The organism is Arthrobacter sp. R4 (assembly GCF_051365025.1).
Taxonomy (GTDB): Bacteria; Actinomycetota; Actinomycetes; order Actinomycetales; family Micrococcaceae; genus Arthrobacter.
The window spans coordinates 1-14,423 of record NZ_JBLWIJ010000037.1 but is presented as its reverse complement, the minus strand read 5'-3'; the positions used below and the strand labels follow the sequence as shown (position 1 = coordinate 14,423).

Annotated in this window: 12 protein-coding genes; 10 read left to right on the top strand and 2 right to left on the bottom strand. The window is 58.2% G+C overall.

Features of this window, described 5'->3' with window-relative positions:
* Window positions 1-5: 5 nt before the first annotated feature.
* Genes ACLKOZ_RS20070 through ACLKOZ_RS20050 form a run of 5 tightly spaced genes read left to right on the top strand, consistent with a single transcriptional unit; the run spans window position 6 to window position 5,049 of the window.
* Window positions 6-1,601: an ABC transporter substrate-binding protein gene (locus ACLKOZ_RS20070; RefSeq protein WP_436477734.1), complete on the top strand. Its 1,596-nt coding sequence runs from the start codon at window positions 6-8 to the stop codon at window positions 1,599-1,601.
* Window positions 1,594-2,610: an ABC transporter permease gene (locus tag ACLKOZ_RS20065; RefSeq protein WP_436477732.1), complete on the top strand. Its 1,017-nt coding sequence runs from the start codon at window positions 1,594-1,596 to the stop codon at window positions 2,608-2,610. The genes ACLKOZ_RS20070 and ACLKOZ_RS20065 overlap by 8 nt, the downstream gene beginning before the upstream one ends.
* Window positions 2,607-3,476, top strand: coding sequence for an ABC transporter permease (locus ACLKOZ_RS20060; protein WP_436477730.1), 870 nt, complete (start codon window positions 2,607-2,609; stop codon window positions 3,474-3,476). The genes ACLKOZ_RS20065 and ACLKOZ_RS20060 overlap by 4 nt, the downstream gene beginning before the upstream one ends.
* On the top strand, window positions 3,473-4,294 hold the full coding sequence (locus ACLKOZ_RS20055) for an ATP-binding cassette domain-containing protein (protein WP_436477728.1): 822 nt from the start codon (window positions 3,473-3,475) through the stop codon (window positions 4,292-4,294). The genes ACLKOZ_RS20060 and ACLKOZ_RS20055 overlap by 4 nt, the downstream gene beginning before the upstream one ends.
* The gene (locus tag ACLKOZ_RS20050; RefSeq protein ID WP_436477726.1) at window positions 4,282-5,049 is read left to right on the top strand and encodes an ABC transporter ATP-binding protein; all 768 of its coding nucleotides are present in this window, start codon (window positions 4,282-4,284) and stop codon (window positions 5,047-5,049) included. Before ACLKOZ_RS20055 ends, ACLKOZ_RS20050 begins: the two co-directional genes overlap by 13 nt.
* Before the next feature lie 1,297 nt (window positions 5,050-6,346).
* Here ACLKOZ_RS20050 and ACLKOZ_RS20045 read toward each other — a convergent pair.
* Window positions 6,347-7,015, bottom strand: coding sequence for a ThuA domain-containing protein (locus ACLKOZ_RS20045; protein ID WP_436477724.1), 669 nt, complete (start codon window positions 7,013-7,015; stop codon window positions 6,347-6,349).
* A 369-nt stretch (window positions 7,016-7,384) separates the two neighbouring features.
* Between ACLKOZ_RS20045 and ACLKOZ_RS20040 the strand changes: the two genes are divergently transcribed.
* Both ACLKOZ_RS20040 and ACLKOZ_RS20035 read left to right on the top strand, forming a co-directional pair.
* A complete protein-coding gene (locus tag ACLKOZ_RS20040; RefSeq protein ID WP_436477722.1) occupies window positions 7,385-7,972 on the top strand; it encodes a sugar O-acetyltransferase in 588 nt (195 codons plus the stop codon).
* 5 nt (window positions 7,973-7,977) lie between these two features.
* Window positions 7,978-8,646, top strand: coding sequence for a TetR/AcrR family transcriptional regulator (locus tag ACLKOZ_RS20035; protein WP_436477720.1), 669 nt, complete (start codon window positions 7,978-7,980; stop codon window positions 8,644-8,646).
* A 435-nt stretch (window positions 8,647-9,081) separates the two neighbouring features.
* Here ACLKOZ_RS20035 and ACLKOZ_RS20030 read toward each other — a convergent pair whose 3' ends face one another.
* Window positions 9,082-9,690, bottom strand: a complete 609-nt coding sequence (locus tag ACLKOZ_RS20030) for a TetR/AcrR family transcriptional regulator (RefSeq protein ID WP_436477718.1) — start codon at window positions 9,688-9,690, stop codon at window positions 9,082-9,084.
* Between the two features lie 381 nt (window positions 9,691-10,071).
* On the opposite strand from ACLKOZ_RS20030, the gene ACLKOZ_RS20025 reads away from it, so the two are divergent.
* The 3 genes from ACLKOZ_RS20025 to ACLKOZ_RS20015 are packed head-to-tail and all read left to right on the top strand — an operon-like array spanning window position 10,072 to window position 14,371.
* On the top strand, window positions 10,072-11,652 hold the full coding sequence (locus tag ACLKOZ_RS20025; RefSeq protein WP_436477716.1) for a GMC family oxidoreductase: 1,581 nt from the start codon (window positions 10,072-10,074) through the stop codon (window positions 11,650-11,652).
* A gap of 35 nt (window positions 11,653-11,687) precedes the next feature.
* Entirely contained in the window at window positions 11,688-13,481 is a 1,794-nt protein-coding gene (locus tag ACLKOZ_RS20020) for a thiamine pyrophosphate-binding protein (RefSeq protein WP_436477714.1), read from the top strand.
* A 14-nt stretch (window positions 13,482-13,495) separates the two neighbouring features.
* Complete coding sequence (locus ACLKOZ_RS20015; RefSeq protein WP_436477712.1) at window positions 13,496-14,371, top strand: sugar phosphate isomerase/epimerase family protein; 876 nt, start codon at window positions 13,496-13,498, stop codon at window positions 14,369-14,371.
* Window positions 14,372-14,423: the final 52 nt, after the last annotated feature.

The window sequence follows — 14,423 nt, the reverse complement described above, 5'->3', positions numbered from 1 at the left end:
AAACCGTGAAACAAACACACGCCCTGGCAGGGGCACTCGTAGCGACCGCCCTGCTGCTCTCCGGCTGTACCCCTTCGCCCCCCAACACGAACGCAGCTGTAGATGACACATTCGTATACGCCGCCAGCTTGGAAAGCGTGACCGAATGGGACCCAGCAGTCGCATACGGGGCCGAAATCCAGGCGTTCTCGAACATCTACGACAAGCTCACCCGCTACAACGCCGAAACCGAAGAGGTCGACCCCGAACTGGCGACAAAATGGGAGCACTCTGAGGATGGCCTCACCTGGACGTTTACACTCCGCAACGACGCGAAGTTCCACAACGGCCGCCCTGTCGATTCTGCAGCGGTAAAACAGGCAATTGAGCGCACGATAAAACTCAACGGCGGTCCGGCCTACATCTGGTCCGCCGTAGATTCCATCAGCACCCCTTCAGCAGACACCGTGGTGTTCAACCTGAAGTATCCCGCGCCGCTGGACCTCGTCACGACCTCGGGCTACGGAGCCTACATCTACGATGTCCAAGCCGCCGGAAGTGAGGACCTCGCCAAGTGGCTTGCCTCCGGCAAGGACGCCGGAAGCGGACCTTACACAGTATCGAAGTGGAACCCAGGCGAAGAAGCCTCCCTCCGCCTCACCGCCCAAAGAGAATATTGGGGCGGCTGGAAGGACAACTCCTACAAGAACGTCGAATTCAGGACCGTCCCCGAACGCACCACCGCTTGGCAGCTCATCCAAGCCGGAAAGATCGACATGGTTCAACGGCTCACCCCGCAACTGTTCGCCGAAGCGGAAAAATCACCAAGCGTCGTCACACTCAACAAACCGCTGTTCCAGAACGCCCTCGCCTTCTTCAATACAAAGTCCGGACCAATGCAGGACGTGCGCGTCCGCAAAGCGGTCCAAGCCGCCATCGACTATGCCGGGACCGTAGAGGCACTCGAAGGCTCAGCCGTAGCAGCCAGCGGAGTCATTCCCGAAGGTATCCCCGCCTACACACCAGGACTCGAGAAAACACAGGATCTTGACCAGGCTGCAAAACTTCTCGCTGAGGCGGGATACGGGCCCGGCGGAAAGCCGCTGACACTCAAACTGACAATCACCAGCGGACTCACAGACGAAGAGCTCGCTGCAACCCTGATGACCTCCGCCCTCGCGAAGGTGAACGTCACCCTCGACGTGCAGGTCCTGCAGTGGGAAGCCCAGTGGAATAAAGCGAAATCAGAAGACCCCGCTGAAGTGCAGGACATGATGATGTTCTACTACTGGCCTGAGTACCCCACACCGACCGCATGGCTGACCAAGCTCTTCCGCACCGAGGAAACCATCGGATTCAACCTGGCCTACTACTACAACCCTGCCGCCGACGCCGCCATCGACAACATCGACAAACTGCTGGCAACCGACAAAGCAGCCGCTGAACGCGCCGTCGCCGACCTGCAAAAGACCATCCTCGTTGACGACGCCGCGGCAGCACCACTTTGGGTGCAGACCTCCCAGTCCGTCATAGCTAAGAGCGTGGAGGGCTACGTCGAAAACCCTGCCTATCCGGAAACACCGGACATTCACGCGCTGACCCGCACTTCCTCTGATGACTAAGTTTCTCTTCACACGGATCTTTCAGGCCCTCCTCGTCGTGGCGGGAGTACTCGTGGTGACATTCCTTATCACCCGGGTACTCCCCGGCGACCCGGCCGTTGTCTACGCAGGAGCCCGTGCGACACCGGAACAACTCGCAGCGGCCCGCCTCCAGCTCGGCTTGGATGACCCGCTCACCACCCAACTCGCAAACTACATCGGAAACCTGTTCCAAGGTGACTGGGGCACCAGTCTACGAACGAAACGAGCCGTGTTGGAGGGACTTTCATCAGTGGTCCCACAATCCATCCAGCTGGTAACCGTGGCCCTGATAATTGCCATCATCATCGGCATCCCGCTGGGAGTCATCGCGGCTCGATTCAAGAGCCAGACCGCGGACCGTTTCATTCAGGTCGGATCGATGGTCTTCGTCGCCTTCCCTACCTTTCTGCTCGGTCTTATCGCTCAAACGGTACTTGCTGGCAGACTCGGACTCTTCCCGATATCCGGTTCCTACGATTCAACCCTCGACTACAGCTACCCGCTGACCACAATCACCGGGTCGCCCATGGCCGACGCACTCATCACCGGCAACTGGCCCGTCTTCGGAAGCAGTATTTACCACACGCTGCTTCCTGCGCTCGTGATTGCCGTCTACCCGGTCGGGGTCATCACTCAAATGACCAGGGCATCGCTGATCGAGGAAGCAGGACTGGACCATGCACGATTTGAACGGGCCCTTGGATTCAGCAGATTCCAGATTCTGACACGTTTCTCCCTCCGGCCTGCGCTGAACCCGGTCCTTTCCCTGATCGCATTGGTCTTCGCATTTGCGCTCGTCAACACGTTCCTCGTGGAGTCGATCTTCAATTGGCCGGGACTCGGGCGCTATGCAGTAGCCGCCATAACGGCACTGGATACCCCAGCAATCGCCGGCATCACCATCATCGTCGCTTTCATTTACGTAGGCCTCAATGTCTTGGTAGACCTCATTCAAGGCCTCAACGATCCCCGGGTAAGGTCACGATGACTACCTTAAACGCACTAACGCAACTGCGAGCCGCAACGCAGACATTCAAAGCCAATACATACGTCCTAATTGGCGGTTCAATACTCGCGCTAATAACACTGGCAGGATTGCTCGCCCCATGGCTCGCACCCTACCCGGAAGATGCTCTCGGGAACGTCAACACCGCCCAGACCCTTCTACCCCCCAGCGCCGAACACTGGATGGGAACCGATCAAGCTGGCCGGGACGTGCTGTCCCGGGTACTCTTCGGTACCCGAACCTCGCTCACAATCGTTGTCGCAGTGATAGCAGTCGCCGGCACCATCGGGACCATCCTTGGCGTTGTGGCCGGTTTTGCCGGCGGCGTCATCCGGGACATTGTCATGCGTGTCACTGACATGTTCCTAGCCTTTCCGGCACTCCTGCTGGCGCTGGCCCTCGCCCTCATCCTCAGACCCAGCATGCCAACTGTCATCCTGGCCATCGCCGTCACCTGGTGGCCGTGGTACACCCGTTTGACCGCCAGCGTGGCGTCCTCGATGCGCAACCGCGGATATGTCGAAGCTGCCAGATGCCTTGGGGTTTCCGCTCCCCGCCTTGTTCTTCGACATGTTCTGCCAAATTCAATGACTCCCGTCCTGGTGCAGTCATCCCTGGATGCGGGCGGAATCCTGATCACCTCGGCCGCCCTGTCCTATCTGGGTCTAGGAGCAAACGGACCAACACCAGAATGGGGTCTCATGGTGTCCGAAGGTCAGCAGTTCTTTACAACCGCATGGTGGGCAGCGCTTTTCCCAGGTCTGACCATCATGATCACCGCTCTGGCATTCAACCTGCTTGGAGAGGGCCTACGATCCTCGCTCGATCCCCGGAGGACAGCCAGATGAACAGTGAAAGTAGTAACAGCGAGGGGCTCCCGCTCAGAGTAAAGGATTTGCGTGTCAGCTACGGGGATCGAGTCGTCTCGCACATCCCCTCATTGGAACTGGCTGCCGGCCAGAGCATCGGAATAGTCGGTGAGAGTGGGTCCGGCAAAAGTAGTGCACTGATGGCGATGCTGGGCCTGTCCAGCACCACCGGAGCACAGCCAACCGGTCTCGTGACGGTGAGCGGGGTAGACATGCTCGCCGATACGCCGCAGGCACGGTCGATGCTTGGCTGGGACATTGGGCTCGTCATGCAAAGCCCACAGTCCTCCCTCAACCCCACGATGAAGCTTCGCAACCTCGCCCGAGCAGCCCTTCGCCGGCACGGCGTGAGCAAAGAAGACGCGGACAAACGCATCACTGAAGCAGCATCAATCGTGCGCCTGGACGAAAGAGTCCTCGGCCGCTATCCCCACGAAATCTCCGGAGGGCAGGCACAACGCTTCGTCATTGCCCTTGCCGTCGCCCAAAGAGTGCGATGCATCCTCGCCGATGAGCCGACCAGCGCTCTCGACGTCACTGTACAGGCAGAAGTCATCACGCTTCTCAACCGGCTCCGCCATGAGGAAGGAATCGCCATGCTCCTCATCAGTCACGACCTGCCAGTCGTGTCAGAGCTCACCGATTACGTACTCGTCATGCGAAACGGCGAAGTTGTCGAAGAAGGGAAGACACCCCAAGTGTTCGGTAACCCGCAGAACGAATACACCAAGTCCCTGCTCGCCAGCGTGCCCGAATGGCAAACAGAAAGGCCAAGGAAAAACGCATGGACATCATGACGGTCAAGAACCTCCGGTTGGGCTACGGGCGGGCTACCGTGGTCCACGATGCAAGCTTCGCCATTCCGGAAGGACCAGCAGGCCTGGCACTGGTAGGAGAATCCGGATCCGGCAAATCAACTCTTGCCCGCGGTCTCCTAAGGCTGATGAGCCCACAAAGCGGGGAAATAGAATTCCAAGGGCAAAATCTCGAACGCCTTGACCGGGCCGGAAGAACCGAATACCGCAGGTCCGTCCAGCCAGTCTTCCAGGACGGGGTCGAAACCCTGGACCCGAGGTTAACGGTGCGCAAGGCACTTCTGGAAGCGATCAACAAACGGCGCGACAAGCCCACCCCCCGCACGCGCGAGAATCTCGTCAAAGAGGCCCTTGATTCTGTGAGCCTGCCCTCCGAAATCGGCAAGCGGTTACCGCACGAGCTCTCCGGAGGGCAGCGCCAACGAGTATCGATCGCGCGGGCCCTCGCAATCCAACCTCGCCTCGTTCTCCTGGACGAACCCACAAGCGCACTCGACGCCTCCGTCCAAGCGAACATTATCGAATTGCTCGTCCGACTAAGACACGAACGCCAACTCTCCTATCTGCTGATCACGCATAATCTCGCCATCGTCAGCAGCCTATGTGAAACCACCATGGTTATGTCCGGCGGTCACATCGTGGAGGCAGGCCAGACATCGGAAGTACTCAGTCACCCCAGTCACCCCTATACCCTCCGGCTCATCAATTCGGTTCCGAAACTCCAACGAACGCATTAGTTGTTGACGGCCGCCAACCCTGCAGGAGCCTCGACTGCTGACAGGAAGAGACTGTGACGGTAGGACAGGAAGTCCTCTCCACTGCCATCTGGAATGAGCGGTCGTAGCAGAATCCGCAGGATCTGCTATGACCGCTGCAACAGCACCCGCTTTGCCCACGAGAAGGAAAAGAATGAAAAAAATCCATAGGGACGCTGCACTGAGAATAATTGCTACCGACCGTGCCAGCATGGATAACCTACTGGCGCAGGCCGAGCAAAGGCTTATACACCAAGCCACCAAAACAGGCACAGGCGGCATCCTGGTCACCCGGGAAAGTCCCTCCTCATTTTCCATGGTAATCAGCGAAGAGGTACCTCACGGCCTTACCCAGGAGCACCAATCGTGGCGCGACTAAACGGAAACATCGTCCGGACCAACACAAAGCGCGGACTTGATCCCAAGAATCAGCGCGGAGGTGGCCATATGCCGTCTCGACAGAGAAGCTCACGACATTCGCGGGTGTGCGATCACATCGGAGACACGCTAGCGTGACATACCGGCGCAAGATCAGGGCCCTCGCCATCAACAAATCCACACCGGCACCAGTCCGCTTCATCGAATACCCCGGACCTGTGGGACAACCCGTGGAAAGTTGGTCCGACCTGCGCATCGGAGACCTACTTGAAGTCCAGGCGAAAACAGGGTTCATCACCCACGCCCGCGTCGAAATGCTCAGTGCCGATAAAACCTTACTGTGGCTGAGAACCGACGGAACCGGGCATAGATCACTTCATCTGGACTCAGACCACCTAACCCTATACAAACCATAAAACAGCACCAGCGGCATCACCTTTGTCGCATGAGAGTTCGGTGCAAAGTCACCTACTGGTGTTCCATCATGCGCGGGCTGTCAAGGCCGGTTGCGTCGTTGGCAGAAGGATCTGCGACCATGCCCACACTTGGATTGTGAAATGAGGGCGCCAATGAGCACTCGGCGATGGGTCTGATTCTCAATGGCTTCAGCCGTACAAAGGGTCCTGCCGGAAGCCTCGTCCATGAAGACGGGTCCAAAACCTGGTCTTCAAGTCGGCGTTTCTCGTTTTGGTCCAGCATGCTCACGCGCACGTACACAACAACCCGGTGTCAGGCCACTGCTCCTCCAATCCCTTTGCCTGCGAGGTTGAGTTCTAAAGCCCGTCCTCTAAGGAAGTCGAGCTCCGGACATGCAGTGTCAGATTTGGGTGTAGTCCAGCTGGGCGTGCGGAGCGGATCGGCCGAATGACAGTCTTTAGGGAGGTTGCCTGTCTAGGACTGGTTACCGCGAGGCCCAGGCCAGTCCCTGCCGCATCAGGCGTGTCACAGGAGGAGAGGATAGGTCATCTAGGTAATGGCCGATGGCACTATAGAAGATCCGCCCGGACCCCCAAGTTTTTACCCATGCCTGGGGCATTCGCTGGCCTTGCAGCCAAGGCATATGTTCTCCGTCGAATACCGTCTCTAGCAGGACGTGGTTCCGAGGGTCAACATTCATGTAGTACTGCTCGCTCGCAACCGTGAAGTTCTCGATCCCCTCCGTGACCGGATGATCTGAATCGGTTACTTCCAGGCCATAGGGGTGGCGTACCCCTTCTCCCGCAGGGTGGTAAAACACGTCCGCCCCGAGCATCATGTGGTACATAACGCTTCCCCTGAAGGCAGCACCTCCACCGTGCCAGGACGCGAAACCGACGCCGTCCTGCACGGCCCCAAGGAGGTGTTGCTCCTGAGATGGCGTGAGGGTCTCGCTGAGCAGTGCGTTGTTCCAATTGTTGACGATTAAGTCGAAGCGCCGCAGGTCCTGGTCTAATACGAAAATGTCATTGGACTCCTCGACTTCGAAACCGATGTCTTCGAGGACTTCGCGGGCCCAACGTCCTACGCCGTAGGGATTGTGTCCAGGCCAGCCGCCGTAGAGATATAGCGCCTTCTTAGGTGTCTGGTTCATTTATGCGTCCTTCCAGCGTTGGGTGTTCATTTCAGAGGATTAGTGGGCGTTCGCTGTGATCTTCCTTGGGAAGGGTCCACGACAGGCAGCGTGTCCGAAGAGCCCTCCTCGTCCCTCGCCTCAGACGTGGCGCGGCGGACTTCGTAAACCTCGCAGGGCACCAAAACGACGATCGAACAAGGGAATGCCATATATTCGGTACTTTCCAAAAGTAAACCCTATGTTGCCCCTGCCTCTCAACCTACCCATAGCTTCAGATCTGACGTCAAAACCTCAGCGGTTAGTCGAACAGGGAACGCTACCCAGCTGCGGCCGAACCCAAAGTGGGATCACACCAACGGGCCTTCTGCCATGTGTACCCTTGTCCACATGGCACTCGAGTACTTCCTGGGCGACAATCGAAGCAACCATGAGCGGATGCTTGCGGGGGATTTGTATATATCTGATGACCCGCTGATCATGGAGCAGCAGCAGCGGGCCGTGCGGTTAGCAGGGGAATATTACGCTGCCTACTTGCGAGACATAGAGGGATCTCAATTGCTTATCAGGGATCTGATCGGCAACCTTGACGACACTGCTCACATCCGGCCCCCACTGTTTGTGGACTACGGAAGCCGGATTTCCATCGGCGCAGGAACCTTTATAAATTACGGCCTAACAGCGCTCGACGTCGCAGCCATAACAATCGGGAAGGACTGCCAGATTGGGCCGAATGTTCAGCTTTTGACACCCACCCACCCGATCGAACCAGGGCCAAGGCGTGCCAAGTTGGAGGCCGCGTTACCCATCGTCATTGAGGATAATGTTTGGCTGGGCGGAGGGGTAATCGTGCTCCCTGGGGTTTCAATTGGAGAAAATAGCGTTATTGGCGCTGGCTCCGTCGTCACAAGAGACATCCCGGCCAACGTCGTTGCCATGGGAAACCCCGCTAGAGTTTCACGTCCCATACAGGAGTAGCTAACATGCCGGCACGACGCTTTGATCCTGAACGGCGTGATCGCATTATCGAGGCGACGCTGCAGCTGATAGCCGCGGAAGGCGTAGCCGGAACGTCACACCGCAAGATCGCGGTGATGGCCGACGTCCCACTTGGCTCCATGACCTATCACTTTGACGGCATGGATGACCTGCTACATGAAGCATTCACCCGATTTGCTACACGCATTAGCGATCGATTTGAGCGAAGGATGCAGGAAGCCACGACACTGGATGACGTCAAGGCTGCGGTTGTGGAAATGATTGTCAGTGACACATATGGAGACAACGACTCCCTGGTGCTGACACTCGAGTTGTACACGTTGGCTGCACGCCAAGAAAAGTTCCGCCACCTTACCCATGACTGGATGCTGCGAAGCCGCCAGGCTTTCGGCCGCCACTTCGACCCGACCGTATCGCGGCAACTCGATGCTCTAGTGGAGGGCCTATCGATTCACCGGGCATTCGAGCCTGGCGACTACACCTTGGCGCTGGTGTCTGAGGCCGTTGACAACCTGTTGGCCAAAAGCCGGCTAGTCAAAACCGGCCAAACGGCCCTTCCCTCTGAGAAAGACGCAACCGCATCGGACAATGGTGGCCTTGTCGGCCAATTGCGGTTCTCTCATGGAGCCGTAGGTCCCGAAGGGGTCGACTAACCTTCCCGAGTCTCTTACCGAAGTGAGACCCCGGGAAGCTATGTCTTTGCGACTGATTTGCGCGCCCTGGCCATATTCTCCAGCTCAGTGCTGACCGCTTTGAGAGCTTCGAGGCGCTTGGATGCTGGGTCCCTTTGACGCTCTGCGCGTCGCGAGTCTCGCGGTGCATCTCGTTGGGCAGCACCGGTGGGCTCGATACGACCCGCAAATGGGTCGATAAAAAGAATCGTCGCAGAGCCGGCATTCACTGGCGCTTGCCCCTCCGGACAACATTTAGGCTGCATCTTCTGGCTGTTTCTTTCGCATTGGTGGTAGTTGCATAGTTATATGAATCTTGGAGGAATTGCCTTTAGATCCGTCTTACCCGAGGCGGGCTACGACCAGAAGCCGGCTCCCTTCCCCCACATAACTCTTAGTTGGTGGTGCCTGCGTCATTCAGGGCTTGACATGGAGCGAACGTGCTGTTCGGTCGAGGGAGATCGACGCCGATTCCACCTGATCTTTGATGGAGACGATCCGCTCAATAACCTCGGTCGCGAGATGCATTGTTTTTGGTGATGGGTCAAGAGCTATCCGCGATGCCAAGCTGTCCATCACGGCTCCTACGAGGGCCGCAGTATGCGGGTCATAATAACGCTGCAGAGAGCGGGTATTTTCGTCCCTCAGGGCCTGGAGTGGCTTTCGCCATTCGGGCCTTCTCATCGCCAGGGCGTGTAGCTCGGAATAGAGGACAAGCCCTTTGCCATGGGTGAATCCTTCCGACTTGATCATCTGCAGGATGAGCGGAGCATTCGACGACTCATCGTGTAAATTGCTGAGCTGGCTCCTGAAACTCTGGGCGGCTCGTTCAATGAACCTCGAAAAAACTGCGCCCAACAGATCGTCGACGCCAGAAAAGTGGTACGTGAGAGATCCGAGCGGAATGTCTGCTCGCACCGCTATTTTCCGGTAGGTGGCTCCGGCCACTCCGTCCTCGGCGACAAGTTCCAGAGCGGCCTCAATAATCCGGTCCCTGCGTGAGGGATCAAAACGTCGAGGTCTCACATAATCCCTTCCCATTCCTCGTCGTCGTGCCGGTGCAGAAGGAACTTCCAAACGGAGCCTATCCCCGCGGCCCCTGCATCCGGGGGCATATGCACACTAGCCGAAATGTACGGTCGTACACCCTTTACTCCGCGGTGCGTACGATCGTACACTAGACCGTGTGCGGTGAGAAGGCTCCGAGATTAGGCCGCGGCCCGGCCACCCAGATGCTCTTCATTTTCAAAGTTACCCAAAGCTTAGGCTTGAGTAAATCAATATACTGTGTACTCTTACTTATGGGTGATGCGGCTCTCAGTACGCTTCGCTACGACTCTTTACCGACGCAAGTACGCAGTTGTTGGCCATCCACTCAACCCGGGCTGCAACCGAGAGGTGTTAGAAATGACCATTGAGACCCCAGTCCGCCATCCGGGGCCCGCCAAGGACAGCTACGACGTGGTCATAGTCGGCAGCGGCATGGGCGGTGGAACTCTCGCTTATGCATTGCGCGATTCCGGATGCAGCGTCCTTCTCGTTGAAAGGGGTGGGTTTGTCCCCCAAGAGAAGGCGAACTGGAGCCCAGAAGCTGTTTTTGAAAAGGGCCGCTACAAGAACGCTGAAAAGTGGTACTCAGAAAAAGGGGAGCCCTTCTCACCTGGAACGTACTACTACGTCGGCGGAAACACTAAGTTCTATGGCTCATCCTTAGTACGCTTCCGGCGTGAGGACTTCGAAGCCGCCGAACTCGAGGAAGGCACCTCACCGGCCTGGCCATTTGGCTATGACGAACTCGCGCCCTACTACAGCCGCGCGGAGCAGGCATACCGAGTCCACGGAGATCACGAGGATGACCCGACGCTGCCACGTAAGGAGCCCTTCCCCTACCCTGCGATCGGACACGAACCGGACGTCCAGTGGGTTGCCGATGGCCTTCGTAAGCAGGGGCTGACCCCTTCGAACATCCCGTTGGGCATTGACCTGCGCCAAGGCGGCACTTGTATCCGCTGCCGCACCTGTGATGGATTCCCGTGCCGGGTTTTAGCCAAAATGGATGCCGACGTCGCATGCGTCCGGCCAGCCGTTGCAACCGGAGCAGTTGAACTCATCACCGGCGCATATGTGGATCAGGTCCTGACTGACGGAACCGGGGAACGCGCGACAGGGGTGAAAATCACCCAAAATGGCGAGGACTTTGTCATCGACGCCAAAACCGTTGTCGTCTCTTGCGGTGCAGTCAATTCCGCTGCACTGCTGCTAAGGTCTGCGAACGATCGGCACCCTGAGGGTTTAGCCAATTCATCTGGGATGGTAGGACGGAACTACATGGTGCACAACAACAGCATCATGATCGGAATACACCCAAATCGGAACAAGGTCGAATTCCAGAAGACGCTCTACATCAATGATTATCTGCTCAAGGGCACCAAAGAATACGCTTACCCGCTCGGCCATGTTCAACTGATCGGGAAGCTCCAAGGTTCCATGCTCGTGGGCCAGAAGCCGCTGATCCCCAAGTGGGCCCTCAATGAAGCTGCGAAACACAGCATGGACTGGTGGCTGTTCACGGAAGACCTCCCCGACCCCAAGAACCGCGTTACTCTCCGCCCTGACAACGGGATTCAGATCCGGTGGGTCCCCAACAACGTCCGCGCGCACAAGTTCCTGGTGAAGGAGATGAACCGTGTATTGCACAAGCTTGGATATCCGCTGGTCTTCAGCGAGACGACAGGCATTGAAGTCAATTCGCATCAGGCAGGCACCATCCGCGCGGGAGAAGACCCGACTACCTCGGTGTTGAATCCAAACTGCCGCACTCACGACATCAGCAACCTCTTTGTCGTTGATTCCTCGTTTTTCCCGTCCCTGCCGGTCATGAATCCGGCATTGACCATTGCCGCCAACGCCTTCCGCGTCGCAGAGCACGTCGCGAGCAGCGTTCAGGAAACCTCCTATTCCCGAGCTACCCAGCTCGGCGATTCCTAACCACTAAGCACTAAGCACTACAGAAAGTTACAACCATGACAGATCAGCAGCTGACCGGCGGACAGATGATTGTCGACTGCCTCATCCGAGAGGGCGTCGACCGCGTTTTCGCCGTGCCTGGGCACGGAAACACGGCGCTTCTGGATGCCTTCGTTGACCGTGCAGATGAAATTGAAGTGATTCCTGCCATGCACGAACAGGGTGCAGCCCACATGGCGGACGGATACTACCGGGCTTCGGGCAAAATCGCTGCCGTGTGTACCTCCATCGGCCCCGGAGCCACGAACACCCTGACGGGCCTGGTCACAGCATTCGCCGACTCGCAGCCCTTCATTCTCATCACCGGTGCCGTACACACGTACATGGAGAACCGCGGCGTGCTCCAAGAAATCGACCGTCCACACGGGAACAACTTCCCCCGCATGGCCGAGCCCGTAGTCAAGCGCTGGTGGCAGCCCAGCCGCCTCGAGCAGATCCCGACGGTCATGGCTCAGGCCTTCAACACCATGAATGAAGGCCGAAAAGGCCCCGTTCTCGTTGATGTTCCGCAGGACCTGCAGGCCGAGTACGGGAACTATGTACACATTCCGGGTGACAGGCGTCCCCGGAAGCGCCCCACCGGCGACGCAGCAGCCATCGCCGAAGCCGCAACCCTGCTCGCTGCGGCGAAACGACCCGTCATCCTTGCCGGCGGTGGAGTCATCGCCGCGGAAGCCAGCGGTGAGCTGCGGGCCATCGCGGAACGACTCGGCGCACCTGTTACTCATTCCTTCATGGGAAAGGGGGCATTCCCGGCCGACCACGACCTCTACGCCTGGCCGTGCGGAGACATGGGTTCGATCCCGGGCAACAGCATGACGACCAAGGCTGACGTCATCCTTGCCGTAGGCTGCCGCTTCAGCGACCGCATCACCTCCTCGTACAAGGAGGGGATAACCTTCAACATCCCGTCAAAGACCAAGCTGGTGCACATCGACATCGATGGCTTTGAGATCGGACGAAACTACCCTGTCGAAGTGGGCATCGTAGGTGACGCGAAGAGCTCGCTGGCTCTGCTGCTGGAGCACCTCGGCGAAGGCCCCGACTACCACGACACCGAGTACTTCGCAGAACTGCAGGAATACAAAGAACGCTGGGAGAACCACCTTGCTCCCATGCGCGAAACCGACTATCTGCCCATGACCAACTCCAGGGCCATGGTCGAGATCCGGAAGGCGCTCCCGCGCGAGGGAATCCTGGTCACCGACTCCAGCAACCCCGCAAACCAAGCGTTCAACGAGTTCCCGATCTACGGTCCCAAAACCAACATCGTGGCCGGAGGCATGTCCGGAATCGGCTTCGGGCTCCCTGCGGCCATCGGAGCCCAGATCGCCGTACCCGAAACGCCGGTCTTGGCGATGGTGGGTGATGGCAGCTTCCTCCAAACCGGAACCGAGCTCTCAACCGCCGTGATGCTGGGAACACCCCTCGTCGTCGTTGTTCTGAACAACGGAGGCTGGGAAGCAATCAAGGACCTGCAGATCAACCTCTTCGGGTCAGACCGCAGGCTCATCACGAACTGGACCACCCCAGACGGGAAGCCCTACTTCGCGAATATCGCCGAATTTGCCCGTTCTCTCGGGTGCACCGCCGAACGTGTCGAGGATCCGGCGCGGCTCGCGGAGGCGATCGAACGCGGCTTCGCTACGGAGGGACCGGTCGTCATCGAAGCCATGAGCGCGCACGAGCTGCCCTGGAGTGAGATGCACCCAACCGGTTGGTGGGACATCGCCGTTCCGGCATACCACGGTGAAACCCGCGACGAATACGTCGCTAAACGCGGTTTCTAACCGGGAGACGTGTCATGGGCGCAGTGAGGCTAGGGCTCAACTTGGAGTTCGCAAGGTATGAAAACGGCTCCTTTGACTGGGCCATGGACCGTGCAGCGGACATCGGATACAAGTACGTCGAGCCGATGGTCCACTGGGGTCGAGAGCTACTCAGCGAGGCCGGCTACTTCCATAGTCGGTCGATGCTCGATGATCCTCTCATCCTCAAAGAGGCCGCCGAAAGCCGTGATTTGCAGATTTCTTCGCTGTCGAGCCACGCCCCCTTGGCAAAGCCTGACATCGCAGTCGACTACCTGAAGCAGTCCATCCGTTACGCGGCCGAATGCGGCGCGCCCATGATCCAAGTCGACGACGGACCGGTCCCCACCTGGACCACCGAAGAAGAGAACTACGGCCTGATGCGGTACACCCTGCAAGAGGCCGCCTATGTCGCCGAACGCAGGGGAATCGCCATCGCGATAGAAACCCATGGCCCGTACACAGCGACCCCTGCCGCCCTGGACCTGCTGCTAAAGCTGGTCAACTCACCCGCACTGACGGTCAACTTGGACACTGGCAACAGCTTCCTGAGTGAGAACGACCCGCACGAATGGCTCGAAAATATCGTCGCCAATGTCACCCACGTGCATGCCAAGGACATTTCGTTGGCGGATGCCGCCAAGTATCGCGGCAAAATCCGCGGAATGCTTGGCTGCACGTGCGGTGAAGGAGTCATCGACTGGGAGCGGATTGTGAGGACGCTTGCAGCCGCTGACCACGACGTGGTTCTGTCCGTGGAATGCGGGTCCTTGGACGCGGCCACGAAAAGTTATCACTATCTGAGCGAAGTCATTCAACGAGTTGGTGCGCCGGCTCTTCAACCCTCAGCTATTGCGAAGGAATCGTCATGAATAAGAACACCCCGCTTGTTTCGGGCATGTCCCGGCGAGGATTTATTTCCCT

Coding starts and splice junctions, on each gene's coding strand:
- ACLKOZ_RS20020 (WP_436477714.1), top strand. CDS start 11,688: ATGACAGATCAGCAGCTGACCGGCGGACAGATGATTGTCGACTGCCTC.
- ACLKOZ_RS20025 (WP_436477716.1), top strand. CDS start 10,072: ATGACCATTGAGACCCCAGTCCGCCATCCGGGGCCCGCCAAGGACAGC.
- ACLKOZ_RS20065 (WP_436477732.1), top strand. CDS start 1,594: ATGACTAAGTTTCTCTTCACACGGATCTTTCAGGCCCTCCTCGTCGTG.
- ACLKOZ_RS20050 (WP_436477726.1), top strand. CDS start 4,282: ATGGACATCATGACGGTCAAGAACCTCCGGTTGGGCTACGGGCGGGCT.
- ACLKOZ_RS20015 (WP_436477712.1), top strand. CDS start 13,496: ATGGGCGCAGTGAGGCTAGGGCTCAACTTGGAGTTCGCAAGGTATGAA.
- ACLKOZ_RS20055 (WP_436477728.1), top strand. CDS start 3,473: ATGAACAGTGAAAGTAGTAACAGCGAGGGGCTCCCGCTCAGAGTAAAG.
- ACLKOZ_RS20045 (WP_436477724.1), bottom strand. CDS start 7,015: ATGAACCAGACACCTAAGAAGGCGCTATATCTCTACGGCGGCTGGCCT.
- ACLKOZ_RS20060 (WP_436477730.1), top strand. CDS start 2,607: ATGACTACCTTAAACGCACTAACGCAACTGCGAGCCGCAACGCAGACA.
- ACLKOZ_RS20040 (WP_436477722.1), top strand. CDS start 7,385: ATGGCACTCGAGTACTTCCTGGGCGACAATCGAAGCAACCATGAGCGG.
- ACLKOZ_RS20035 (WP_436477720.1), top strand. CDS start 7,978: ATGCCGGCACGACGCTTTGATCCTGAACGGCGTGATCGCATTATCGAG.